We start from the raw sequence: 25,187 nt of genomic DNA, 5'->3' as shown, positions 1-25,187 counted from the left end.
CGTCAAAACCCGTGCTAGGTTTATCTCTTGTGCCGCGGGGTGGAGCAGCTCGGTAGCTCGCTGGGCTCATAACCCAGAGGTCGCAGGTTCAAATCCTGTCCCCGCAACAAATGAAGGCCCCGAATCTCCGGATTCGGGGCCTTCGCCTTTCCCTTCGCGATACCTCATGGCGTCGGACACGGATGCAGAACGCGTCGTCGACTCAAGGCATCCGAGTGTTCACCCGCGACGGGTTGAACCGTTGCGTCCGCGACCACCAGGGTGGGGCCATGTCCATCGAGGAGCCCCGCGATCCCGCCCTCCCGACGGTGGGATCCGTCGTCATGACGCAGACCCTGATCGACGACATGACCCGCGAGATGAGCGGAGTGCGGGGTTCCGCCCGAGCAGCCGACAAGTGGATCGGACTGCTGATCCCGGCCTGCCTCGCCGTGGCGACGGTGGAGACGGCCATCGCAGGACTGTGGATCGCGTTCGCCGCTCTCGTGGGCCTCGTGATCATCAGCGTCGCGGCAGCAGGGGCCGCACGTCGCGGCCGCCGTGCACACCTGACCGCACTCCACGCGCCCGGCATGCGCGTCTCGGTCGTCGTGTCCGACGACCAGCTGGAGCTGGAGACGCCGACTGTCTACGCCGCCTATTCGCGCGAGGTGCTCGCGCCGGCCCAGGTGCGTGAGCATGGGGTCTACGTGCCCCTGGGTTCGGGGGTCATCGCCCTGCCCCGCGCTGCACTGCGGCTGGAGGACATCGCTCGGCTGTTGGAACGAGCGCCCGGCAACGGGTCGGTGAGTTCGAGATGAGCGATTCGATACCTCCGACGTTTCGGTTCCACCCCAACGCGTACGCCTTCGGGATGTTCGAGAGCAAAGTCGGCGTTTGCGACGCGTGCGGCGAGGTCCGCCCGATGCGCTTCACGAGCACCATCTATTCGGTTCACGATCCCGACTACATCTGCCCGTGGTGCATAGCGGACGGAACAGCCGCGAGCACCTTCGATGGTCAGTTCAACGCCTTGGACGGCATCGACGGCGTTCCTCGAGACTTGAGCCTCCCCTTCGGCGTCGATCAGAACGAGGCGCGCGAGGTCAGCGAGCGGACACCGTCGTATCCCTCGTGGCAGCAGGAAGAATGGAGATCGCATTGCGGTCGTCCGTGCGCCTTCATCGGAGACATCGGCTCGGCCGGGCTGGGAGCCTACCTGGACGAACCCGACTTCGCCGCAGACGTCCACGGCGGCCAGGGATGGGAACCGGCGGTCCTGAGAAGGTACCTTCGCGAGGGAGGAGACCTCGCCGGCTATCTCTTCCAATGCCTCACGTGCGGCGCTCACCGCCTTCACGTCGACGCGAGCTGAGACTTCGCGCGGCTCGGCCGCAAACTTGCGTGCGGACGATAGGTGTCGCGGCGTGGGGTAGGCGCAGGCGTCCACCAACCATCCACAGGCCACGCAAGCCCCCGCGGCGGAATCCGGCACACGATGTGGCGGCGATCGGGACTATCAGTGGACAGGAATGACCCGCGTCGCACTCTCCGCCGACGCCAGCTACGACGGTGAGGCAGTTACCGACGACATCGCACGTGAGTATCGCGACTCTCCGGAGTATCAGGTACGGCTCGACGAGACGTCGGATGGCGAACCGCGCGTGCAAATATTCAACGGAACGGGTGAGGATCACCTCATTGCGCGGTCCGTCGACAAGAGGACCGTCGAAATCGTCTCGTTCTCACCCTGCTTCATCCTCCCTGAGGGCATGTCCCCTAGTCAGAAGTATTAGTGCGCGCACGACGGTGACCGACGCGGGAGCGTTCTGTCGCTCCGGCCTATCCCCGTCAACCCGGCTGCGGGGATCCGCCTCGAACGATTCACTGAACCCATGCCCCCACTCCCCCTGCCCGACGGACGCGTGCTCCAGCACCCGCGCGATCCCTCCCTCGTCGAGGTCGCACCGCCGCGCCTGTACGACGACCGGCTGCGCACCGTCATCGCCCCCGAGGCGAGGCTCCTGTCGCACTACGACGGGGCGACCTGGGCGGAGGGACCGGTGTGGTGGGAGCAGCACCGCATGCTCGTGTTCAGCGACGTCGTCGGCCGCCGGACGCTCGGCTGGCGCGAGGACGGGAGCGTCGTGACGGTGGTCGATCCCTCCGCGTTCGCGAACGGAAACGCGGTGGATGCCGAGGGCCGACTGCTGCACGCCGAACAGGGCCGCCGCGCGCTGAGCCGCACCGACGACACGGGCACGCACGTCCTCGCCGACACGTTCGCGGGTCAGCCCCTCAACTCGCCGAACGACCTCGTGGTCGACGCCACGGGAGCGGTCTGGTTCACCGACCCCCTGTACGGCATCACCGATCCCGCCGAGGGCTACCCCGCGGCATCCGCTCTCGGGCACCAGAGCGTGTACCGCTGGCGGGACGGGCAGCCGCTCGAGCGCATGGTCGACCTCGACGCCCCCAACGGCATCGGCTTCAGTCCCGACGAGACCACGCTCTACGTCGCCGAGTCGAACCCCGAGGGGCTCCCTCGCGTCGCCGCGTGCGCGTGGGACGGCGAGTCGCTCGGCGCCCCGTCGACCTTCGCGACGGTGGATGCCGGCATCCCGGACGGATTCGCCGTCGACCGCCGCGGATGGCTGTGGATCAGCAGCGACGCCGGAGTGGTCGTCCTCGACGAGACCGGAACCCGCCTCGGTGTGATTCCCACGCCCCACGTCGTGAGCAACTGCGCCTTCGACGCCGAGGAGCGACGCCTGTTCCTCACCGGCGAGGCGGACCTGTGGATCCTGGAGCTGCGATGAGCGACGTGGAGATGACGCGGATCCCCGCCGGGACCGTGCTGCGCGGCGACCAGCGCGGGGCGGACCGCCGCGAGATCACGGTGGAGGCGTTCGACCTCGGCGTTTACCCCGTCACCGAGGAGCAGATGGCGGAGATCCTCGGGATCACCGCACAGAACCCGCGGCGTCCGGCGGTTCAGGTGAGCTGGCTGCGGGCCGTGCGGTTCTGCAATGCGCTCAGCGAGTGGGAGGGGCGCGACCCCGTGTACTCGTACGACGGCGAGGTCGTGGGCTGGGACACCGAGGCCGACGGATTCCGGTTGCCGACCGAGGACGAGTGGGAGTACGCCTGCCGCGCCGGAGCGACCGGCTCGACGTACGGGCCGGTCGCCGAGATCGCGTGGACGGCCGAGGACGGGCTGCGCGGCCCCGCGGAGGTCGGCGGGAGGCTGCCCAACCTGCACGGGCTGTTCGACATGCTCGGCAACGTCTCGGAGTGGTGTTGGGACCTTTTCGCGCCCGACACGAGCGACGCCCGCGCATTTCGGGGCGGGAGCTGGAGCGACGCGCGGGCGATCGTACGCGCATCGGCCCGGCGCGGCGCGAATCCGCGCTCGGCCTTCGACGACGTGGGGTTCCGCGTCGCGCGCGGTGCTCTCAATCGGACGCGCTGATCGCGTCGCTCACGCCGTCGACGAACGCGGTGATCGTCTTCAGCTGCTGGTCGGAGAAGGTATCGGCCACCGCGACCATGGCACTGAGATGGTCGCCGAAGTGACGGAAGAACTCCGTGCGCGATTTCGGAGTCAGTACGACCACACGCGCCCGCCCGTCCGAGGGGTGCGGTCGGCGCACCAGGTGTCCGGAGGCCTCCAGACGGTCGAGCAGCTTGGTCGTCGAGGCGGTCGAAATCCGCAGGTGAGAGGCGACATCGTGGGGGCTCACCATGATCCCGCGCTGCTCACGGATGATGAGCATGCGCAGCGTCGCGAGGTCGCTGGCGTTCATGTCCATGTCGCCCTTCATCTCGCTGTTCATGCGATCGAGGGCGTCGCTGAGCGCGCGGACCGACTCCAGCGCCCGCACCACGCCGGGCCGATTAGCACGAAACTCGTCGACGATGGACACGGTGGACACCTCCGTTGCGCTCTGGGTATAGTCGGCTCACATCGCTAGCTAAACTAGCAAACTGGAGGCACGATGAGCGAGACCGAGTACGTCGTGCTCCTGGACGACTGGGGCAACGAGATCGGCACGGCGCCGAAGGCGAGCGTGCACGGCACCGATACGGCGCTCCACCTGGCATTCTCCTGCCACGTGGTGAACGCGGACGGGCAGGTGCTCGTGACGCGCCGCGCACTGGACAAAAAGACGTGGCCCGGGGTGTGGACGAATTCGTTTTGCGGCCACCCCGCACCGGCCGAACCTGTCCTGCAGGCCGTCCACCGCCGGGCGGCGTTCGAGGTCGGCCTCACCATCCGCAACGTCGAACTCGCCCTCCCGCTCTTCCGGTATCGGGCGGTGGATGCCAGCGGCATCGTCGAGCACGAGATCTGCCCCGTCTACGTGGCGCGCACCGATGAGGAACCGCGCCTGAACCCGGCCGAGGTCGCCGAGGCGCGCTGGGTCGATCCCGCGGAGCTCGCCGCCTCCCTCGAGGCGACGCCGTGGGCCTTCAGCCCGTGGCTCGTCCTCCAGGCGCAGCAGCTCCACCTCTTCTCGCCACCCCCGGCCATCCGGGCGGCCTCATGATCGCTCTCTCCACCACCCCCACCGCCCGCGCCGAGATCGACGCCGCCATCGACGCGGTCGTCACACGCCTCCGTCGGCGTCTGCGCGAGCACGGCGACGGCGCCCAGGCCCTGGCATCCGCCATCGCCCGATCCGCCGAGGGCGGGAAGCGGTTCCGCCCGCTGCTCGTGGTGGCCGCGTTCGACACGCTGCGCGGCGATGACGCCCAGCGACCGGCGCTCTACCAGGTGGCGGCGGCGTTCGAACTCCTCCACACGGCGTTCGTGGTGCACGACGACGTCATCGATCACGACCTCGAACGTCGAGGTGTCGCCAACGTCGCCGGAGAATTCCGCGCCCGCGGTCTCGAACAGGGCGCGGATGCCACGGGCGCGGCGCTCCTCGGGGACGCGGCCGGGATCCTCGCCGGCGACCTGCTGCTGCACGAGGCGAGCCGACTCGTCGCCCTCGCCGACCTCCCGACCGGCGTGCGGAGCGACCTGCTGCGCCTGGTCGAGGACGCCGTGCTCATCTCCGCGGCGGGAGAGCTCGCCGACGTGGAGAACGCCGTGTCCGCCGGAGAGGTCGACGCGGAGACGATCCTCCGCACGACCCATGACAAGACCGCGGTCTACTCCTTCTCCGCCCCGCTCGAGGCCGGAGCGGTCCTCGCCGGTGCGGACGGTCCCGTGCGCGCCGCACTGGAGCGCTTCGGACAGCGCCTCGGCCTCGCGTATCAACTCGTCGACGACCTCATCGGTGCGTTCGGCTCCGCCGAGCAGTCGGGGAAGGGCGAGGGCAGCGACCTCCGCGAGGCGAAGAAGACCCACCTCATCGTGTTGGCCCGCGAAACCGAGTCGTGGCCCGAGGTCAGTGAAGCGCTCGCGCTCGCGCACACGGGTCCGGTCGCGATCCGAGCCGCGCAGAGCGCGCTGAGCGAGTCCGGAGCCCGGGCGCGCCTGGAAGCCCTGGTGTGCGACACCCTCGACGAGGCGCGCGCGATCGTCTCGGCATCCACTCTCCCCGACGACTGCAAGACGATGCTGTACGACCTCGTCGACGCCGTGCAGGGACGCGTGCCGTGACCGGTCTGGAGCTCTACTCGCGCACGGCCGACGACGCCGCTGCCGCGGTGATCCACCGGTACTCGACGTCGTTCGGACTCGCGGCGCGTCTGCTCGGTCCCCGGCCGCGGCCGCACGTGCGCAACATCTACGCGCTCGTGCGGGTGGCCGACGAGATCGTCGACGGACCCGCGCACGACGCCGGACTCTCCCCCGCTCAGGAACGTGCGACACTCGACGCGCTCGAGAACGAGGTTCGGGATGCCATCGCCTCGGGCTTCAGCGCGAACCTCGTCGTCCACGCGTTCGCACGCACCGCGCGGGAGTGCGGCATCGGCGACGACCTCATCGCCCCGTTCTTCGCGTCCATGCGGACCGACCTCGAGACCACCGCGCACGACGACGCGTCGCACGACGCCTACGTGTACGGCTCGGCCGAGGTCGTCGGGCTCATGTGCCTCCAGGTGTTCCTGAACGCGGGGATGTCGGCACCGGCCCGCCCCGCCCCCGACCTCATCGACGGCGCACGACGCCTCGGCGCCGCTTTCCAGGACGTGAACTTCCTCCGCGACCTCGACGACGACGCCGCGCGCCTCGGCCGCGACTACCTCGACGGCGCCGCCGACGACGAGCGCCGCACCGCGGTCCTCGATCGCATCGACGCCGACCTCGCCGCCGCCGCCGCGACCGTGCCGTTCCTACCGCCGGATTGCCGCCGCGCCGTCACCGCCGCGCACGACCTCTTCGCCGAGCTGTCGCGACGCCTCCGCCGCACTCCCGCGGGCGCGCCGCGCGTCCGCGTCCCCGACGGCGTCAAGGCCACCCTCGCCGCTCGCGCTTTCCTCGGACGCCCACCGAAAGGGGCTCACGCATGACCTCCCACCGCATCGTCGTCGTCGGAGGGGGCATCGCCGGGCTCGGTACGGCCGCGCTCCTGGCCGACCAGGGACACGACGTGCAGCTGTTCGAGGGGCGTGACCAGCTCGGTGGTCGCGCGGGGTCGTGGGAGAGCGACGGGTTCCGGTTCGACACCGGCCCGAGCTGGTACCTCATGCCCGAGGTGTTCGACCACTTCTTCCGCCTGCTCGGCACCAGCGCCGCCGAGCAGCTCGACCTCGTGCGCCTTGACCCCGCGTACCGCGTGTACGGTCCTCCCGGGAAGGGCGCGCCCATCGACGTGGTCTCGGGTCGAGACGCCGTGCGGGCTCTGTTCGAGCAGCACGAACCGGGCTCGGGCGACAAGGTCGAGGCGTACCTCGACTCCGCGAAAGACGCCTACGAGCTGTCCACGTCGAAGTTCCTGTACGACACGTACTCCTCGACGCAGGGCTTGCGCGACCCCGCTCTCGTGAAGCGGCTTCCCACGCTCATCCCGCTCCTCACGCAGACGCTGTGGAAGCGGGTCACCCGCAACTTCTCGAACCCGCGGCTGCAGCAGATCCTCGCGTACCCGTCGGTGTTCCTCGGCGGCTCCCCGTTCGAGGTGCCGAGCCTGTACCACCTCATGAGCCACCTCGACCTCGGGGACGGCGTGCTGTACCCGCGCGGCGGATTCACCGAGATCATCGCGGCGATCGAGCGGCTGGCCCGCGACCGCGGTGTCCGGATCGAAACCGGCGTCCCCGTCGAGGCCATCATCACCGACGACGGGATCGCCCGCGGCGTTCGGCTGGCCGACGGCCGGATCGTGCCGGCGGATGCCGTGGTCTCGGGCGCCGACCTCCACCACACGGAGACGCAGCTCCTCGAAGAGGGCGACCGGCAGTACCCCGAGAAGTGGTGGAAGGACCGCGTGCCGAGCCCCGGCGCGCTGTTGCTGCTGCTCGGTGTGAAGGGAGAGCTGCCGCAGCTCACCCACCACACCCTGCTGTTCACCGACGACTGGCACACGAACTTCGACGCGATCTTCGGGGAGAACAAGCGCATCCCGGACCCGGCGTCGATCTACGTCTGCCGCCCGAGCGCGTCGGACGACTCGGTCGCCCCCGCGGGATACGAGAACCTCTTCGTCCTCGTCCCCGTCCCCGCAGACCCGGTCAGCGGCCGCGGCGGCGTGGACGGCGCCGGCGATGCGCGCATCGAGGCCGCGGCCGACCGTGTGATCGCGCAGATCGGCGAGTGGGCCGGCATCCCGGACTTCGCCGAGCGCATCGTCGTTCGCAAGACCATCGCCCCGGAGGACTTCGCGACCGACCTGCACGCGTGGCACGGCAACTCCCTCGGGCTCGCGCACACGCTCGGACAGAGCGCGATCTTCCGTCCGAAGAACCGGTCGCGGAAGGTCTCGAACCTCTACTACGCCGGCACGTCCGTGCTCCCCGGCATCGGGCTGCCGATGTGCCTGATCTCGGCCGAGCTCGTCGTCAAGCGCATGACGGGCGATCGCACGGCCGGGCCCCTGAACGAGCCGGCTCGCGCGGCGGTCTGACGTGCCCGGGATCTACCTGGGTGCGATCCTGTTCTCCCTCGCCGGCATGATCGCGATCGACCTCAAGGTCGGACTCGCCTTACGGACCGCGCCCGGGCGGACGGCGCTCGCGGTGGTGCTCGGCACGCTGTTCTTCCTCGCGTGGGATGCCGTCGGCATCCTGTCCGGGATCTTCGTGAAGGGCGACAGTCCGCTGTTCGTCGGGATCGACGTCGCACCCCATCTCCCGCTCGAAGAGGTCTTCTTCCTCCTCTTCCTCAGCTACCTCGCGATGGTGTTCTGGACGATCTTCGAGCGGATCCGGACGAAGCGGGATGCCGGGACCCGGGCGCCCGCGCAGGTCGAGGAGTCCGCCTCGTGACGTACCCGATGATCGTGGTGCCGTTCGTGCTGATCACCGCCGTCGTGACGCTCCTGAGCGTCCGCCGCCCGGGGTTCGGCCGCCGGATGCGCGCCTCGGCGCTCGCGGCGCTCGTCCTCGTCGTCCTCACCGCGGTGTTCGACAACGTCATGATCGCGGTCGGCCTCTTCTCGTACCCGCCGCAGCACCTCAGTGGCATCCTTATTGGCCTCGCTCCTCTCGAAGACTTCGCCTACCCGGTCTGCGCGGCCTTCCTCGTGCCCGCGCTCTTCACGCTCGTCTCCGCCCGGAGGGAACCCGCATGACCACCCCCGCCCTGACCCCGGGCCGCGTGCTGCGCGAGCTGTTCGTCTCGTCGCGCCCCGTGAGCTGGATCAACACGGCGTTCCCGTTCGCGGCCGCCTACCTCCTGACAACGCGTCAGATCGATGTCGTGTGGATCGTCGGCATCCTGTTCTTCCTCGTCCCGTACAACCTCACGATGTACGGCGTGAACGACGTGTTCGACTACGAGTCCGACCTGCGGAACCCCCGCAAGGGCGGCACGCACGGAGCGGTGCTCGCGAAGCGCATGCACCCGATCACGCTGTGGGCGTCGGCGCTGTCGTGCCTGCCGTTCGTCGTGTTCCTCGTGATCGTCGGATCTCCGCTGTCGTGGCTCGTGCTGGCCCTCAGCCTGTTCTTCGTGGTGTTCTACTCCGCTCCCCCGCTGCGGCTGAAGGAGCGGCCGTTCGCCGACTCGGTCACGAGCAGCATCCACTTCTTCTCGCCCGCGATCTACGGACTCGTGCTGGCGGGCGCGACCTGGACGTGGCAGCTCGTCGCCGTGCTCGTCGCCTTCGCGCTGTGGGGCATCGCGTCTCACGCCTTCGGCGCCGTGCAGGACGTCGAAGCAGACCGCGCCGCCGACATCTCGTCGATCGCCACCGCCCGCGGAGCCCGGTGGACCGTGCGCTTCGCGCTCGTCGCGTACGCCCTCGCCGGCGTCGTGATGCTCTTCACCGCGTGGCCCGGGCCCCTCGCCGCGCTCCTCGTGATCCCGTACCTCGTGGTGTGCTCGCCGTACCGGAACGTGACGGATGCCACCTCCGACACCGCCACGGCCGGTTGGAACCGTTTCCTGTGGCTGAACCAGATCGCCGGCTTCGGCACGACGCTGCTGCTGATCTGGTGGTGGTTCCTGAGCGCGTGAGCCGCGGGGTTGGGCGGCTGCGGACGCGGGTGCGCGCGGTGGGTGGCGCCACCGTGTGTGCGGGTCGGTCCGTGGTGGATCCCCGGCATCGGCTGCTCGATTGAGTGTCCAAGACAGGCGGATGTCAGCTGGCACCGTCCGCGTGTTGTGGACACTGAAACCTGTGCCCCCGCACAGCCTGGGCCGCACGGCATCCTGAGTGTCCAAGACACGCGGATGCCAACACGGCGGTTTCTAGCGTCTAGTGCAACGCCTTCGTGGTGGAGGTTGTGGTGTCGGGGAAGTTTTCGTGGGAGTTGCGTGCGGCGGTTTTGCGGGCGTTGGTTCGTGGGCAGTCGTTGTTGCAGGTCGCGGGCTGGTGTGGTGCGGACCGGGTCACGGTCGGGCGTTGGGCGAGGCTTGCGGGTATGCAGGTGCGGGACGGGCGTCGGGGCGGGGTGGTGCGCGCTGATGTGGATCGCGAAGTGTCGCCCGAGGTGGGGCGGTCGTATCGGCGTTTGACGTTGGCGGACCGCTCGTTCATTCAGGCAGCGTTAGCGTTTCCGGAGCCGTGGGGAGTGCGCAGGATCGCGGGACAGCTCGGGGTGTCTGCCTCGACGGTGTCGAGAGAGATCCACGCCCACCGGGTCCGGCATGGGGACGGGTTCGGTTACGACGCGGAGGTCGCGCATTACCGGGCGGTGCGTTCTCGTGATCGGTATCGTCCGGGGAAACTCGCCGACCCGACGCTGCGGCGCGAGGTCGTGACACGCTTGAACGCGAGGTACTCCCCGCAGCAGATCGCGGGGGAGTTGAAGCGGGCGTTCCCGGATCAGGCGGAGATGCAGGTGTCCCACGAAACGATCTACCAAGCGTTGTATGTCCAGGGACGCGGTGCGTTACGACACGAACTCACCGTCGAAAAGGCACTGCGATCAGGACGGACCGGCCGAGTCCCGCAATCGAAGCTTCCCCCGCGATCGACCCGCCCCTGGTTGGAAGGGGCTCGATTGGTCAACCGTCCCGCGGAAGCGACTGATCGCGCTGTTCCCGGCCATTGGGAGGGCGATCTCGTCGTCGGACCCGAAAACTCCGGCATCGTGACCCTCGTCGAACGCACCACCCGCTACGTCCTCCTCGGACGCCTCCCCGGGACCCGGGACAGCGCCACCGTCACCGACGTTCTCGCGTCCATGATTCACGCGCTTCCCGCCGAGTTGAAGCGGACCATCACCTGGGATCAAGGCACGGAGATGGCATCCCACAAAGCCTTCACCCTGCGGACCGGATGCCCCGTGTTCTTCTGCGACCCGCACTCGCCCTGGCAACGCGGCACGAACGAGAACACCAACGGGCTGATCCGCGATTTCTACCCCAAAGGCACCAACTTCAACACCGTCACCGACGACGGCCTCGCCGAAACCCAACGCCTCCTCAACATCCGCCCCCGCCAAACCCTCGACTTCCGCAGCCCCCATGTCATGCTGACCGAACTGATCAACGGTGTTGCACTAGCCACCTGAACCCGCCCACGCGCCGTCCGCGTGTCTTGGACACCGAAACGTGACCCGGGGCGCTCCGCGACGAGAGCGCAGGCCAAAGAGAGACGCCGGCACCCCGAAGGGCACCGGCGTCTCTTTCGCTGAGGATCAGCCCGACGGGCTCGGGGTCGGCGCGGGGGTCGCGGTCGACCCGCCGCCGGCACCGTGGGCCTCCAGGTCGAGTAGGCGCTGCACCGCGGCGTTCAGGCGGGCGTCCTGCGTCGCGAACTCGGCGAGGTTCCCCGCCGTGAGGGCGGCCTGCTTGGCCGCGAGGGCCGACTGGGCTTCGGCCAAGGCCGCGGCATAGTCACCCGACGGAGCGGTCGGTGTCGTCGAGGTGCCCCCGCCGGTCTGGTCGGTGGGCGTCACCGTCTCGTCGCCCGTGGCGGCTCCCGAGTCACCACCGAAGAGGCTGTCGAGCGCCTCGCTCAGGGTGTTCTCGAACGCGATCTTGTTGCCGAACGCGACGAGCACGCGTCGCAGCTGCGGCAACTGCGTTCCACCGGCCGACTGCACGAAGACCGGCTGCACATAGAGCAGACCGCCACCGACGGGAAGGGTCAGCAGGTTGCCGTTCAGCACCTGCGACTGGCCCTGCCGCAGCAGGTTGATCTGCGACGAGACGTTCGTGTCCGAGTCGAACGTGTTCTGCACCTGGCCCGGTCCGGGCACGGTCGTGGCCGCGTCGATCACGAGCATCCGCAATCGTCCGTAGTCCGGACTCTTCGTGCCCTTCTGATCGCCCGCGTTGGAGTCGACCGCCAGATAACCGGTGAGCACGTTGCGTGCCTGCCCACCCTGGGATGCCGGGATGAAGCTCGTGAACATCGAGTAAGTCGGAGAATCCTGCCCGGGCATCTTCATCGTCAGGTAGTACGGCGGCTGCAGCTCCGCGGGGTTCTGCGGATCGTTCGGCGTCGTCCACCGGTTGTCCTGCTGGAAGAACGAGCGCGCGTCGTCGACGTGGTAGACGCCGAGCATCGAACGCTGCACCTTCATGAGATCGGTCGGGTAGCGCACGTGGCTCATGAGGTCGGCCGACATGTCGCTCCACGGGCGGAGGCTCGACGGGTAGATCTTCTGCCATGCCTGCAGGATCGGGTCCTGGTCGTCCCAGGCGTAGAGGGTGACGCTGCCGTCGTAGGCATCCACCGTCGCCTTCACCGAGTTGCGGATGTAGTTGATGTTGTCGATCGTGTAGTTGGGCGACGGGGTGTTCGAGTCGTTGATCGCCCGCGACAGCGAGACGCTCGACGAGTACGGGTAGTTCGCGCTGGTCGTGTACCCGTCGATGACCCACTTGATGCGCCCGTCGACCACGGTCGGGTACGGGTCGCTGTCGAGCGTCAAGTACGGGGCGACCTTCTGGACGCGCTCCTTGGGGTTGCGGTCGTACAGGATCTGCGAGTCCTCGTTGACGTAGTCGGAGAAGAGGATCTGCTCGGACTGGAACTTCAGCGCGTAGATCAGACGGTTGAAGACATTGCCCACGCTCGGGCCGCCGTTGCCGCGGAAGGTCGTCCGCGTCTCGGTGCCGCCGTCGGCACCGATCGGGTAGTCGAGTTCGATGGGGTCGCGGCCCTCGGGGCCTCCCACGATCGAGTACGGCGGCGACTGCTCGCCGAAGTAGACGCGCGGCTCGTACTTGAGGTCGGTGAGGAAGCCGGTGCCGGGAATCGACTGCTCGAGGAAGACCGGGTCACCGTCGTCCGTGCGCTCGTTACCGGCCGCGGCCACCATGCCGTACCCGTGCGTGTACACGAGGGTGGAGTTCTGCCAGGTCGCGGCATCCCCCAGCTGACCGATGTTCAGTTCGCGCAGGGCGACGACCGTGTCCTGGCTCTGCCCGTTGATCTCGTAGCGGTCGACGTCGAGCGGGTTACCGAACTGGTAGTACGCGCGGTACTGCTCGAGCTGGCGGACGGTGGGGCTGATGATCGCCGGGTCCATGATGCGGAGCTGAGCGGTGGATGCCGCATCGTTCCGCAGCTGGCCGGCCTGCGCCGTCGTCGTGGCCTCGAAGTTCTCCTTCTCGACGTTGTCGATGCCGTACGCGGCCTTCGTGCTGTCGATGTTGCGCTGGTAGAACTGGCTCTCGAGGGCGAGCTGGTTCGGACGCACCTGGAAGGTGTTGACCGCCCACGGAATGGCCGCTCCCACGACGATCGCCGAGACGACGAGCAGCGCCGTCGCGATCAGGGGGTAGCGCCAGCGGCCGATGAACGCCGTGACGAAGAAGGCGAGCGCGACGATGACCGCCGCGATCGCGAGGATCGTCTGACCGGGGATGACCGCGTTGACTCCGACGTACCCGGGACCGGTGATCCGGTCCTCCTGGTTGATGAGCGTCGTGAAGCGGTCGAGCCAGAGGCTCGCGCCCTGCAGGAGCAGGTAGAGACCGGCGAGGATGGCGAGCTGGATGCGCGCGGCCTTGGAGATGCGCAGCTCGCGCTGGCCCACGCGCACCGACCCGTAGAGGTAGGACACGACGGCGGTGAGCAGGAGGCAGACGAGCACGACCGCGGAGGCGAACCCGAGGACGCTCGTGTAGAACGGCAGGCCGAACAGGTAGAAGCCGGTGTCGAGGCCGAACTGCGGGTCGGTCGTCGAGGTGGGCACGCCGTTGAACCACAACCACGTCGTCTCCCACTGCGCCGAGGCCGCGAAGCCGGCGAAGAAGCCGAAGAAGACGGGGATGCCCCACATCGCCAGACGCCGCAGCGGTTCGACGACCTCCTGGTAGCGGTCGAGCTGCGAGCTCAACCGTGCGTAGACGGGACGCAGGCGGTACGCGAGCTGAATGACGCCCCACACCGGCACCGCCATGGCGAGGAAGCCCACGACGAACATCACCGTGCGCGCGATCCACTGGGTGGTCAACACCTCGGTGAATCCCAGCTGCGAGAACCACATCCAGTCGGCGTAGAGGTTCGCGAAGACGAAGAACGCGACGACCAGGGCGGCGATTACCGCCAGCGTGATCGAGATGATCCGTCGTGAACGGTTCGGGGGCGTGGCCTGGTTCGGCGCTGAGGTCGTGGTCACGCGTCCATCCTAGGTGTCGGCCTCTGAGGGTAAGCCGTGGATACGACGATCCCCTCAGGATGTGGCGGCGGGCGTCCCGTCGCACGACGGGAGGGCGTCGAGGTCGCCTCCGTCGCGGATCGTCTGCAGCACGGTCAGCGAATCCTGGAGCTTGGACACGGCGAACACCCGGATGCCGCTGGGCACGTGCCCGACCACCTCGTTGCAGTTCGACTGCGGGGCGAGGAACCAGGTCGCGCCGGCGTTTCGCGCCCCGTAGAGCTTCTGACGGATGCCGCCGATCCCGCCGACGTTGCCGTCGGCGTCGATGGTGCCGGTACCTGCGATGTGCTGGCCACCGGTCAGGTCGCCGGGCGACATCTTGTCGATGATCCCGAGGGCGAACATCATTCCCGCGCTCGGGCCGCCGACGTTGTTGATCTGGATCTTCACATCCACGGGCAGGTCGAAGCTGAGGGTCAGTCCGACGCCCAGGAGCCACTGCTGCTGTCCGTTCACGTCGGTGAGACGCGGGGTCACCGACACCGAGCTGGCCGTGCCGTCGCGCTCGACGCCCAGGGTCAGCGCGGATCCCGAGGCCGCCTGGACGGCGGAACGCACGTCGTCGACGCTCGCGACGGCGGAGCCGTTCACGGACGTGATGACGTCGCCCACCCGGAGCAGGCCGGTGGACGCTCCGTCGTCGGCGACCGTGCCGACCACGATGTCCTGCGGCACCGTGTACCCGAGCTGACGCAGCGCGGCGGCGGACGCCTCGAGCTGCGAGTCGGTCATCATCGCGGCGTTCTCGTTGTTGCGCTGCTCGGTGGACTGGCCCGCGGGGAAGATGCGATCCAGCGGCACCACCGCCCGCGACGGGTCGAACCACGCCTGCGCCAGCTCGATCCAGCTGGGCGTGCGCTCACGGTTCCCGTTGATCTGGACGGTCAGCAGATCCAGCTGACCCTGCGATGTCGAGTCCTGTTCGTCCGGCACGGTGATCAGCGGAACCTCGTTGCCGTCGGCATCCGGAGACGTCCCCAGGGTGTTGAGGACCGGACCCGGCTGCTGGATGACGTACGACGACGGGAGGAACGTGAAGACGAAGAGAATGAGCGCGGCCACCGCCAGCGACCACGCACCGAGAACCGTGGAGCGGCTCCAGCGGCGCCGGGGGGCGGGCACGACGGAGGTGTTCTCGTCGAACAGGGTCACGGGTCCTACCTTTGCCGGGTCGTTCGCGCGCGGCGTAAGCGGCGAAGGGCCGAGCCGAGGAGAGCGAGGAAACGTGCGACTAGCGTAGATCCCGTTCCCCCAGACCCGGCTGAAAGGCGGCTGAAGTGGCAGACGACGACCGGAGCCCCGAGGAGGAGTTCCAGGAGCTCATGCGGCGCCTGATGTCCGGCGACACGTCCGGCCTCGATCCCGAACAGCTGTCGCGCCTGTCGGGCATGCAGATCGACCCGGCGATGATGCAGGCCGTGATGAATCAGCTGCAGGGCGCCTTCTCCGCGGCGCAGGACGGTATCGACTGGAGCCTTGCCGAGCGGCAGGCGCTGCACATCGCGAACCAGGACGGCCTCGGCGTGTCCACGGGTCAGCGGACCGACCTCGACCAAGCCTTCGCGCTGGCCGCGCTGTGGCTGGGCGAGTCGACCACGATCTCCGACCTCCCCCGCCCACCCAAGGCCGTGACGCGCGGAGCCTGGGTCAGCGCGACGCTGCCCGTGTGGCAGGAGCTCGCCGAACCCGTCGCCACGAGCATCGCGGACGCCCTCACCGAAGCCCTCGGCCAGCAGGCTCCCGACGACATGCAGGACCTCATCGCCGGTGCCGGCCGCCTGATGCGGACCGTCGGCGGCTCCCTGTTCGCCACGCAGCTCGGCCACGTCGTCGGACGCCTCTCCACCGAGGTGGTGGGAGGCGGGGATGTCGGCATCCCGGTCATGCCCGACGGCGACGCCGCGATCCTGCCGCAGAACTTCGCGGACTTCGGTCGCGACCTGGAGATCCCCGAAGACCAGTTGGCGCTGTACCTCGCGACCCGCGAGCTTGCGCACGCGCGCCTGTTCCGCCACGCCAAGTGGCTGCGGCTGCACGTGATCTCGCAGGTGCGGGAGTTCGCGCACGGCATCCGTGTCGACACCGACGCGCTCGAGGAGCTGGCGTCGCGCTTCGACCCGTCGCAGCCCGACGAACTCCGCGGCGCGCTGGAGAGCGGTGCCCTGCTGCCGCAGCGGTCGGAAGAGCAGACGGCGGCGCTGACCCGCCTCGAGAACCTCCTCGCCACGATCGAGGGCTGGGTCGACGTGGTCACGGAGGACGCGACCTCGCGGCTCCCCTCGGCGGCTCGTATCGCGGAGGCCGTGCGCCGCCGCCGGGCCGTCGGCGGACCCGCGGAGCAGGCGCTGGGGTCGCTCGTCGGTCTCGAGCTGCGCCCCCGGCGCATGCGCGAAGCGGCGGCGATGTGGCGCGCGGTCACGGAGGCCGTCGGCGTAACCGGACGCGACGCGCTCTGGGACTACCCCGATCTCATGCCGTCCGCGGAGGACATCGACGACCCCGCCGGACTGATCGCTCGCCTGACGGCCGCCTCGCGCGGCGAAGCGACTCCCGCGGATGCCATGGACGACGCGCTCGCTCAGCTCATCGCCGAGGAGACCGCGGGGCTCGTCGACGGTTTCGGCGGCGGCGACGACGAGCCCGGGGATGCCGGCAGCGACGGCGACGACGACCCCACGCCGGGCGACCAGCGGCCGGTGTGAGCCCTCCTCCCCAGGGCACTTTCTTTCGGAGTGCCCTGGGGACAACCGCGGAGAGGCCCTCGCGGACCGCCATCATCGGGGCATGCTCCGACTCGATCCCTCCGCTCCCCCGCTCTGGCGCCACGACGGCACCGTGCAGTTCGGCGCCCCCGCCCGCGGCCGCCTGGTCCACCGATTCCCGTGGACGGATGCCGCGCTGACGGCGCTCGAGGCCGGAACGTCGCGCCTCGCGCTGCGTGCCGTGGTGCGCCTGCACGGCGGCACCGATCGCGACGCCGAGGACCTGCTCGCGGCCGTCTCCCCCGCGCTCGCCCGGCGACGACGAACGGCTCCGCTTGTGGTGCAGGTCGCCGACGACCTCCCGGCCCGGACCGTACGGGCGGTCCTCGCGGCCTTTCCCGCCCGAACACCCCGCATCGATTGGGCGGGACCGGCGACCCACCCGGTGCCCGACGGCGCGAGGGTCGTGGTGTTAGCCGGGCATCGAGTGGATCCACGTCGCACCGTGGAGCTCTCGCGGCGCGACGTCATGCACCTCCCGCTCGTGTTGAGCGCGACGACGGCGACCGTCGGCCCCGTGATCGCGCCCGGGCTCACTGCGTGTCTGAGCTGCCTGGATGCCACGCGCCGACGCGAGGACGCCTCGTGGCCGCTGATCGCCGCGCAACTGCTCGCGCGAGCCCGGCCGGACACCGACGTGACCCTCGCGGCGGAAGCGGCGAGGGCGGCCCGGCACCTGGTCAGCGGTCGGATCGACTCCGTGACGCGCTCGCTGGAGCTGCGCGCCGACTCGCTCCAGCGGGTCTGGCGAACCCATCGGCCGAGCGAAGACTGCCGCTGCCGATCTCTCGAAGGAACCGAGATGGCGTCCGCTCCGAACGCCCTCGACCACGAGACCAGCTCACCGACAGCGTTCGCGCGGCCCGCGTGACGCCGACGTACGCCAGACGTCGTTCCTCGTCGACGGCCTCGAACGTCTGCGCGTACGAGATCGGCAACAGGCCCTCACTGACCCCGATGAGGTAGACGTGATCCCATTCCAAACCCTTGGCCGCGTGCAGCGTCGCCAGCGTCACCGTGCGCGTCGCGGGTTCGTGCTGGTCCTTCGCGCGAGCCTGGAGATCGTCGGTGAACGCACGCAGATCGGTACCCTCGGGCGCTTCTTCCGCCAATCGCAGGAGGGCGGCACGGGCCTCCCACGCGTCGCGGAGTGCGCCGCCTGCCGCGGGCGGTTCGTCGGTGAGGCCGATACTGCGCAGAACGTCGCGAACGGTGGCGAGGAACCCCGTCTCGAGCGGCGCGACCGACGCGGCCCGCAACGCCATGAGCGCCTGGCGCACCTCGGGGAGATCAAAGAACTTCCGGCCGCCGAGCACCGTGGCCGCGATCGACTGCTTCGCCAGCGCGTTCAGGAGGACCGCCGACTGCGCGTGCGACCGGTAGAGCACGGCGATGCTCCGCGGATCCGCTCCGCCGCGGACGGCGGCGGCGATCGCCGTGGCGACACCCTCGGCCTCGGCCTCTTCGTCGTCGAACGCGCGGACGGTGGGCACGGGTGCGTCCTCGGTGTCCGCGGCGACGAGTTCGAGGGCGCCGGCGCGACCGCGCATGAGGTCGTTCGCGACGGCGAGCACGGCGGCCGTCGATCGGTAGTTGCGTTCCAGGCGCACGACGCGCGCGTCTTCGTGGACGCGCGCGAAATCGAGCAGGTACCGCGAGTCGGCGCCCGTGAACGAGTAGATCGTCTGGCTCGCGTCGCCGACCACGCACAGGTCCCGACGGTCGCCCAACCAGAGTTCGAGCAGCCGGTTCTGCAACGGCGAGACGTCCTGGTACTCGTCCACCGTGAAGTGCCGGTACTGCTCGCGGACCGCGGCGGCCACGCGGGGCTCGGCCTCGATCATTCCCGCGCAGGTCAGCAGGACGTCCTCGAAGTCCATCTGGCGGCGCTCGTCCTTGAGCTTCTCGTACGAGCGCTGCAGCGCCACGACCTGATCGACGTTGAGCCGACCGATTCCGCCGGGACGCTCGACCGCGTACTGCTCGATCGAGCGCATCGTGACCTTGCGCCATTCGATCTCGCCGGCCACGTCGCGCAGCGTCGCGGTGTCGGGTGCCAGTCCGACGCCGTCGGCGGCGTGCGCGAGCACGCGGACCTTGTTGTCGATGATCGTCGGCGCCTGATCGCCCGCCAGCGTCGGCCAGAAGAAGTTGACCTGCGCCAGGGCGGCCGCGTGGAACGTGCGTGCCGACACACCCGTCACCCCGAGCTCGCGCAGACGGCCGCGCATCTCGCCCGCGGCTTTCGCCGTGAATGTCACGGCCATCACCCGCTGCGGCGAATACGCGCCGGTGTCGACGCCGTGCGCGATCCGTCGCGTGATCACCCGGGTCTTTCCGGTACCCGCGCCGGCGAGGACGCACACCGGACCGCGGAGGGCGCGCGCCGCTTCGAGCTGGTGCTCGTCGAGACCGCTGAGGGGGTCCACGCTCACGGGAGTTCCCGGTACCAGTCGTCGATCAGACGGTGGGCGATGGATGCCGCGCCCGGAAGCTGCACCTCGGCTTCGCCCCGCAGCGCCGCACCGACCTCGGACCGGTCGAACCACCGCACGTCGGCGATCTCGGCGCCGTCGGCGCGCGCTTCGTCGTCGCGGATCGTCCGCGCGCGGAACCCGAGCATGAGCGAGCGCGGGTACGGCCACACCTGCGAACCCCGGTACTCGATGTCGGTGAGACGCACGCCCGCCTCTTCGAAGACCTCGCGCGTGACCGTGTCCTCGAGCGACTCACCCGCCTCCGCGAATCCCGCGAAGCACGAGTACCGGCTCCCGCCCCAGGCCGCGTTGGCCCCGAGGAGCACACGGTTCGGGTCGTCGGCCGACGACACGAGCACGATCACGGCGGGGTCCGTCCGCGGGAAGTGTTCGCGGCCGCAGTTCGGGCAGTGTCGGGACCACCCCGCCTGCCGGAGGACCGTCCGCGTTCCGCACGCCGGGCAGAACGCGGCATCGCGCAGCCAGCCCGCCAGGGCGACCGCCGTGCCCAGGATCTCGGCCTCGTCCGCGGGCAGGTCGCCCCCGATCGCGCGCAGGGGCTGCCAGAGTGCGTCCGCGGGGACCACGGCATCCGACGGCTCCTCCACGACCGCGAGGAGGAGGGCCGCGCCGTCGGAGGAGCGTCCGAGGAACGCCCACTCGATCGCGTCCGTGATCGCCGAGACCGGCACCAGCGACAGACGCACCTCGGTCACCGGCGCGGCATCGCGATGCACCGCCAGCACGCGCGTGTCCGACGCCTCGCGTACGTCGAGGAGCAGGCCGTCGACGTCGCGTTCGGCTCCCGCGCGGTCGAGGGCCCCTCCGGGCCAGTGACCGGGGACCGCGGGAACAGGCAGCGGCATCGAACACCTCTCTCAAGGGCGTGGCGAGGGGGGATCGGGTGAGCGACCGACCTACCCTGGGGGCATGGCCCGCTCGCCCTTCACTCTAGCCGCGTCCGCGACGGCGGCCCTTCCCGGAATCGGAGTGACGGGCACGGCCCCGCTCACCGAGAACGCAGCCGGCCGGTTCGACTCCGCGCTGCTCGCGCTCGAGGACGGACGCACGGTCGTCGTGCGGATGCCGGCGGACGAGGACGCCGCGGCCGACCTCGCCGCAGAATCGCGGGCGTTGCATGCCCTGACCTCCGGCGTGCGGGCTCTCCTGCCCTTCCGGGCGCCCGAGGTGGTGGGCGAGAGTGGATCCGGTGTGAACCGCGTTCTCGTGGTCGATGTCATCGACGGGTACCGCATCGACCCCACCGAACTGCCCAAGGGTCCCGGGTACGCCCCCGCGATCGGCGCCGCGTTGGCCGCCGTGCACGCGCTCCCCGTCTCGATCGTGCGCACGGATGGACTGCCGGTCCGCGCTCCCGAGCAGGTCCGCGACGACGTCGCTCGCCTCCTGGATCGGGCGGATGCCACGGGCCGCGTCCCCGACGGGTTGATGATGCGCTGGCGCCGCGCGCTCCGCGAGTCCGACCTCTGGCGCTTCGAGTCGGCCGTCATCCTGGGCGGAGCGACGAGCGCGTCGATCCTGCTCGTCGACGACGCCGACGGGATTCCGCACGTGAGTGGCATCCTCGACTGGTCGGGCCTCAGCGTCGGCGACCCCGCGGTCGACCTGCGGTGGCTCGCGTCCGCGCCCACCGCGACCGACGACGTGTACGACGGCTACGCGGCGTCCGGCGTACGCTCGCCCGACCCGCTGCTGCGCGAGCGCGCCCGTCTGTACGCCGAGCTCGAGTTCGCCAAGTGGCTCGTGCACGGGCACGACGCGGGCGAGGCCGACGTCGTCGCCGACGCGGTCGCTCTGCTGGAAGCCCTCGCCGACGGTGTGCGGGGCGACCACATCGTCGCGTCGACCCGGTCGGACATCGACGACGCCCTGGCTCTGGTCGAACGCGTCCCGCCGGCCGCGGCCTCCGCCGTCGACACCTCCATGCAGACCGACACCTACGACCCGGAGGCCCTCGCGCTCTACCTCGAAGCCGAACGCGAGCGGGACGCGGCTGCCCCCGCAGGCGCCGCTACCGGAACCGAATTCGGTGTGGGCGACGCCGAGGACGACGAGCCCGGCCCCACCGCGCCGATCGACCTCGAGGGCTGGACCCCTGCTCCGGTCGGTGTTTCAGCAGAGACCGACGGCGCGACGTCGCGGGACGACGTGGAGGGCGATGCCGATACTCCCGCGGGACCTCAGCCGACCGGCGAGGTCATCGACGCCGCACAGCTGCACGAAGCCATCGACGACGAGGAAGATGCCGCGCGCGCCAGCCGTGCCGCCCTCCGCCGGTGGGGCGTGGCGCGCGACGACGCCTGAGCGCCTGGTCTCCGCCGTCCACCGGCGCGGCATGAGGACCACACGCGCGACGCCGCGCATCGCGGCATCCGGCGCCGACGCCCGGCGATCTCACGCGGCGCACACACGCGGCGAAACGAAGCACCGACGTTCGGCGACCTCACCCCCGCGCGCGACGGAACGCAGCGCACGCCCGGCGATGTCACCCCCGCAGCACGACCTCATCCCCGACGTAGAACAGCGTCACGTCGATGAGGTCGAACGGCACTCCGTGCTTGGCGTGGTACGCCTCGCGGTAGAGCTCGAGTTGCAGCATCCGTGAGCGGCGTTCCGCGTCGGTGGTCGGCGGCCGGCCCGTCTTCCAGTCGACGATCTCGTACCGGTCGCCGTGCCGGTAGACGGCATCCAACTTGCAGATGACGACATGGGGCCGACCGTCGAGCCGGGTCGTCACGAAGTCGATCTCGGTCTCGACCTCGAGCGGCTGGAGGCCCGCCCACTCGGACCGTTCGAAGATCTCCCGCAGGCGCTGGAGCTCAGCGGCGTCAGCGGTCGACTCACCGTCGTCCTCGTCGTCCCACAGGCCGGCGTCGTCGAGGCCCGTACCCGAACCGACGATTCCGGACCGCTTCTCGACCCAGGCGTGGAACAGCGTGCCGAGGCGGGTCTGCCGATACGGCCGCTCCGGGAGCGGGCGGCGCAACTCTTCGACCGCTCCGCCGTAGTCGGCGACGAAGTCCTTGAACTTCGACGCCGGGATCCGGGTCGGTGCCGGCGTGTGCGACGGGCGCAAGCGGTCGGCCCGCTCGGCCAGGAGCAGTTCGAGGTCGGCATCCGGCTCGTCCGCGGGGCGCGCTCGTGCCGCCGCGACCTCTTCGACGGCCGCGGACACCGCGACGCGCCGGGACCCGAGCGGGTCGAGCGGCCAGTGCAGGAGCCGCCGTTCGCCGTCGTACGGATCCTCGCCCGGATCGCCGACGCCTACTTCGAGTCCGAGCGCCGCGGTCGCCTCATCGAGGAAGACGCTGGGGGTGCGGGGGCGCTTGGTGCCCGACCAGCTCGACCCCGACAGCAGCAGATGGTCGCGCGCCCGCGTGAACGCGACGTACGCCAGCCGCCGATCCTCGTCGAGCTGCCGCGCCCGGTTGGCCTCGACGAACGCGTCGATGGCGGCCTTCAGCTCCTGCTGGGTCTCGGCGCCCCGCCAGCCGAGGACCGGCAGCCACGCCGAGTCCCCGCGGAACTCGGACGGGAGGATGCCGAATCCCAGCCACCCCTTGGTGTCACGCGCGAGCGAGGGGAGCTCATCGGTCACGAGACGCACGACCGCGACGGCATCCCATTCCAGCCCCTTCGACCCGTGGATGGTGAGCAGCTGCACCACGTCGTCTTCGGGAGGCTCGGTGCGCGGGGCGAACTCGTCGGCCTGCTCGGCGTGGTCGAGCCACGCGAGCAGGCTTGTGACCGACCCCGACTCGTCCGCGGCGAGAAACCCGCGGATCTCGTCGACGAACGCGCGCAGCTGGGCCGAGGCGATACGCGCCGGACCGCGCGATTCGTTCGCGGCCAGCTCGACATCGAGCCGCAGCTCCGTTTCGATCAGTCGGATGAGTTCGGGGATCGGCGCGCCGATGTTGCGGCGCAGGCCGGCGAACACCGCGCCCGCTTCGCGCAGCCGCGCCCGCCCCTCAGCCGTGATATCGGCGAGCCACCCGTGCCCGTCGGTCTGCCGGGCGACGAAATCCAGGGCGTCGACGAGCGACGCCCGGTCAGCGCCCGGGGTCGAGCGCAGGCGGTCGACCACCTCCGGGGCGAGCGGCTGGAGGGCCACGTCGTGCGTTGCGAGACGGCGCGCCAGCTGCGCGAGCGCTCGCAGGTCCGCGAGGCCGATCGACCAGCGCGGTCCGGACAGCAGACGGATGAGCGCCGACCCGGCCTCGGGGTCGCTGATCACCCGCAGCGCCGAAACGACATCGACGACCTCGGGGGTCGTCAGCAGTCCACCGAGACCGAGGATCCGGTGCGGGATGCCACGCCGCCCGAGCGCATCCCCGAACCTCACCATGTGCTTCTTGCTGCGGAAGAGCAGGGCTCCGGTCGTCGCACGCCCGTCGGCGGCACGGGCCGCCCGCACACCCGCGAACCACTCCGCGACACGATCCGCCTCGGAGTCGAGGTCGCGCTCGAAGATCACCTCGACGATCCCCTCCGGTGCGCCGGGTCGTGACCGCAATTCCTCCACCGCAACCGGTGACCGGTCCGCCAGCGGCGCCAGCACGGCGTTGGCCGCGGTGAGCACGCGCGCGCTGTTGCGCCAACTCGTCAGCAGCGAGAAGGTCTGGGATCCCCCGTCCGGCGCGAACGCGGCGGGGAATCCGCCGAGGTTGCCCGCGCTCGCTCCGCGCCACGCGTAGATCGCCTGATGCGGGTCGCCGACCGCCATGACACCGGTCGCCGCGAAGAGCGTCGAGAGCAGGTCGGTCTGCACGACCGAGGTGTCCTGGTACTCGTCCAGTAGCACGACCCGGTAGCGCGACCGCAGCTCGTCGACCACGGCGGGGTGCTCCCGCACGATCCGCAGCGCGCCCGCCACCTGGTCGGCGAAGTCCATGACACCCAACCGCGCCTTCTCGCGGTCGTACGCGGCGGCGAGGTCGGCGAGCATTCCCAGCGCGGACACCCGGGATGCCGCGTCCGCGACGTCCTTGTAGACGCTCACGCGCGCCGAGGTCGAGGGACGCTCGACGATCCGTCCGAACTCGTCCGGAAAGGATGCCAGCCGGTCGAGGTCGATGAGGTTGTCGACGCTGTCGCGGGCGATCCGCAGTGCCGCGTCGATGAGGATGCGCGGGGACTCCTGGCGCTCCTCCAAGCGAGGGTCGTCCGACGTGAACACGACCTTCCGCATGAGGAGCCACGCCGCGGATTCCGACAGCACCGCCGATTCGGAATCGCGGCCGATGCGCAGGCCGTGTTCGCGCACGATCGCATCGGCGAAACTGTTGTAGGTCGACACGGTCGGGCGGTGCAGGAGCTGGTCGTCCTCCCCCGCCGCCTCACGCGCGACGCCGCGTTCGAGCGCGAGCTCGTCGAGGACCCGTCGCCGTTCCGCATCTGCGCGCGCCCCGTCCAGCGCGGCGAGGTCGGCGAACACCGCGAGGCGTCCGGCGGCGTGGAGAGCGGGGAGCTCCGGCAACAGGCCGCGCGCTTCGAACTCCGACAGCCGGTGCAGTCGCCGGTGGATCCTCTCCGCCAGCTCGCCCGCGGCCTTGCGGGTGAACGTGAGCCCGAGCACCTCGTCGCGGCGGACGAGTCCGTTCGCGACCAGCCAGACGACACGCCCCGCCATGGTCTCGGTCTTCCCGCTGCCGGCGCCCGCCACGACGAGCGCGGGCGTCAGCGGCGCCTCGATGACCGCCGTCTGCTCCGCGGTGGGCGGGAACTGGCCGAGTGCGGCCGCGATCGTCGCGGCGGACAGCATCGC

The 25,187-nt window shown here is 70.1% G+C and carries 21 protein-coding genes and 1 tRNA gene; 16 read left to right on the top strand and 6 right to left on the bottom strand.

Translation table 11 applies throughout. The features are described 5' to 3' along the window. Positions 1-33 precede the first annotated feature (33 nt). From RKD05_RS13695 to RKD05_RS13670, 6 genes are all read left to right on the top strand, one after another. Positions 34-107 (top strand) — tRNA-Met (locus tag RKD05_RS13695). A gap of 162 nt (positions 108-269) precedes the next feature. Continuing rightward, on the top strand, positions 270-800 hold the full coding sequence (locus RKD05_RS13690) for a hypothetical protein (RefSeq protein WP_424710802.1): 531 nt from the start codon (positions 270-272) through the stop codon (positions 798-800). Continuing rightward, entirely contained in the window at positions 797-1,354 is a 558-nt protein-coding gene (locus RKD05_RS13685) for a CbrC family protein (RefSeq protein ID WP_424710800.1), read from the top strand. The genes RKD05_RS13690 and RKD05_RS13685 overlap by 4 nt, the downstream gene beginning before the upstream one ends. Positions 1,355-1,511: 157 nt before the next feature. Further along, positions 1,512-1,775: a hypothetical protein gene (locus RKD05_RS13680; RefSeq protein WP_424710798.1), complete on the top strand. Its 264-nt coding sequence runs from the start codon at positions 1,512-1,514 to the stop codon at positions 1,773-1,775. Positions 1,776-1,874: 99 nt separating this feature from the next. Beyond that, on the top strand, positions 1,875-2,798 hold the full coding sequence (locus tag RKD05_RS13675) for an SMP-30/gluconolactonase/LRE family protein (protein WP_424710796.1): 924 nt from the start codon (positions 1,875-1,877) through the stop codon (positions 2,796-2,798). Continuing rightward, on the top strand, positions 2,795-3,451 hold the full coding sequence (locus tag RKD05_RS13670) for a formylglycine-generating enzyme family protein (RefSeq protein WP_424710795.1): 657 nt from the start codon (positions 2,795-2,797) through the stop codon (positions 3,449-3,451). Before RKD05_RS13675 ends, RKD05_RS13670 begins: the two co-directional genes overlap by 4 nt. Here RKD05_RS13670 and RKD05_RS13665 read toward each other — a convergent pair. Continuing rightward, positions 3,435-3,905: a MarR family winged helix-turn-helix transcriptional regulator gene (locus RKD05_RS13665; RefSeq protein ID WP_424710794.1), complete on the bottom strand. Its 471-nt coding sequence runs from the start codon at positions 3,903-3,905 to the stop codon at positions 3,435-3,437. The two genes, RKD05_RS13670 and RKD05_RS13665, sit on opposite strands and share 17 nt — an antisense overlap. Positions 3,906-3,977: 72 nt before the next feature. Here RKD05_RS13665 and idi point away from each other — a divergent pair, with 72 nt between their 5' ends. The 8 genes from idi to RKD05_RS13625 all read left to right on the top strand — a co-directional run bounded on the left by idi (position 3,978) and on the right by RKD05_RS13625 (position 11,055). Next, on the top strand, positions 3,978-4,529 hold the full coding sequence (idi, locus tag RKD05_RS13660; RefSeq protein WP_424710793.1) for an isopentenyl-diphosphate Delta-isomerase: 552 nt from the start codon (positions 3,978-3,980) through the stop codon (positions 4,527-4,529). Continuing rightward, the gene (locus tag RKD05_RS13655; RefSeq protein WP_424710791.1) at positions 4,526-5,593 is read left to right on the top strand and encodes a polyprenyl synthetase family protein; all 1,068 of its coding nucleotides are present in this window, start codon (positions 4,526-4,528) and stop codon (positions 5,591-5,593) included. Before idi ends, RKD05_RS13655 begins: the two co-directional genes overlap by 4 nt. Further along, positions 5,590-6,447 carry a phytoene/squalene synthase family protein gene (locus RKD05_RS13650; RefSeq protein WP_424710790.1) on the top strand — a complete coding sequence of 286 codons (858 nt, stop codon included), beginning with the start codon at positions 5,590-5,592 and terminating at the stop codon, positions 6,445-6,447. The genes RKD05_RS13655 and RKD05_RS13650 overlap by 4 nt, the downstream gene beginning before the upstream one ends. Then, positions 6,444-8,000, top strand: coding sequence for a phytoene desaturase family protein (gene crtI / locus RKD05_RS13645; protein WP_424710788.1), 1,557 nt, complete (start codon positions 6,444-6,446; stop codon positions 7,998-8,000). The genes RKD05_RS13650 and crtI overlap by 4 nt, the downstream gene beginning before the upstream one ends. Position 8,001: 1 nt before the next feature. Next, positions 8,002-8,361 carry a lycopene cyclase domain-containing protein gene (locus tag RKD05_RS13640; protein WP_424710786.1) on the top strand — a complete coding sequence of 120 codons (360 nt, stop codon included), beginning with the start codon at positions 8,002-8,004 and terminating at the stop codon, positions 8,359-8,361. Next, on the top strand, positions 8,358-8,666 hold the full coding sequence (locus RKD05_RS13635) for a lycopene cyclase domain-containing protein (RefSeq protein ID WP_424710785.1): 309 nt from the start codon (positions 8,358-8,360) through the stop codon (positions 8,664-8,666). Before RKD05_RS13640 ends, RKD05_RS13635 begins: the two co-directional genes overlap by 4 nt. Then, complete coding sequence (locus RKD05_RS13630; RefSeq protein ID WP_424710783.1) at positions 8,663-9,553, top strand: prenyltransferase; 891 nt, start codon at positions 8,663-8,665, stop codon at positions 9,551-9,553. The genes RKD05_RS13635 and RKD05_RS13630 overlap by 4 nt, the downstream gene beginning before the upstream one ends. Before the next feature lie 272 nt (positions 9,554-9,825). After that, positions 9,826-11,055 (top strand): IS30 family transposase, encoded by a 1,230-nt coding sequence (locus tag RKD05_RS13625; RefSeq protein ID WP_424711803.1) that lies wholly within the window; start codon positions 9,826-9,828, stop codon positions 11,053-11,055. A gap of 126 nt (positions 11,056-11,181) precedes the next feature. Here RKD05_RS13625 and RKD05_RS13620 read toward each other — a convergent pair whose 3' ends face one another. Both RKD05_RS13620 and RKD05_RS13615 read right to left on the bottom strand, forming a co-directional pair. Then, positions 11,182-14,118 (bottom strand): UPF0182 family protein, encoded by a 2,937-nt coding sequence (locus RKD05_RS13620; RefSeq protein WP_424710781.1) that lies wholly within the window; start codon positions 14,116-14,118, stop codon positions 11,182-11,184. A gap of 54 nt (positions 14,119-14,172) precedes the next feature. Beyond that, a complete protein-coding gene (locus RKD05_RS13615) occupies positions 14,173-15,312 on the bottom strand; it encodes a YlbL family protein (RefSeq protein WP_424710779.1) in 1,140 nt (379 codons plus the stop codon). A gap of 125 nt (positions 15,313-15,437) precedes the next feature. On the opposite strand from RKD05_RS13615, the gene RKD05_RS13610 reads away from it, so the two are divergent. Beyond that, a complete protein-coding gene (locus RKD05_RS13610; protein ID WP_424710778.1) occupies positions 15,438-16,862 on the top strand; it encodes a zinc-dependent metalloprotease in 1,425 nt (474 codons plus the stop codon). 740 nt (positions 16,863-17,602) lie between these two features. Here the strand turns inward: RKD05_RS13610 and RKD05_RS13605 are convergent. Together RKD05_RS13605 and nudC are read right to left on the bottom strand one after the other, a co-directional pair. Then, complete coding sequence (locus RKD05_RS13605; RefSeq protein ID WP_424710777.1) at positions 17,603-19,357, bottom strand: ATP-dependent helicase; 1,755 nt, start codon at positions 19,355-19,357, stop codon at positions 17,603-17,605. Then, positions 19,354-20,265 (bottom strand): NAD(+) diphosphatase, encoded by a 912-nt coding sequence (gene nudC / locus RKD05_RS13600; protein ID WP_424710775.1) that lies wholly within the window; start codon positions 20,263-20,265, stop codon positions 19,354-19,356. The genes RKD05_RS13605 and nudC overlap by 4 nt, the downstream gene beginning before the upstream one ends. Before the next feature lie 64 nt (positions 20,266-20,329). Here nudC and RKD05_RS13595 point away from each other — a divergent pair, with 64 nt between their 5' ends. Further along, entirely contained in the window at positions 20,330-21,724 is a 1,395-nt protein-coding gene (locus RKD05_RS13595; protein ID WP_424710774.1) for a phosphotransferase, read from the top strand. Between the two features lie 181 nt (positions 21,725-21,905). Here RKD05_RS13595 and RKD05_RS13590 read toward each other — a convergent pair whose 3' ends face one another. Then, positions 21,906-25,184, bottom strand: coding sequence for a UvrD-helicase domain-containing protein (locus RKD05_RS13590; RefSeq protein ID WP_424711860.1), 3,279 nt, complete (start codon positions 25,182-25,184; stop codon positions 21,906-21,908). Positions 25,185-25,187: the final 3 nt, after the last annotated feature.

Origin of the sequence: Microbacterium sp. SLBN-111 (assembly GCF_049739645.1) — a bacterium.
GTDB lineage: Bacteria > Actinomycetota > Actinomycetes > Actinomycetales > Microbacteriaceae > Microbacterium.
The sequence above is the reverse complement of the archived record's forward strand: the minus strand, read 5'-3'. Positions and strand labels throughout refer to the sequence as shown.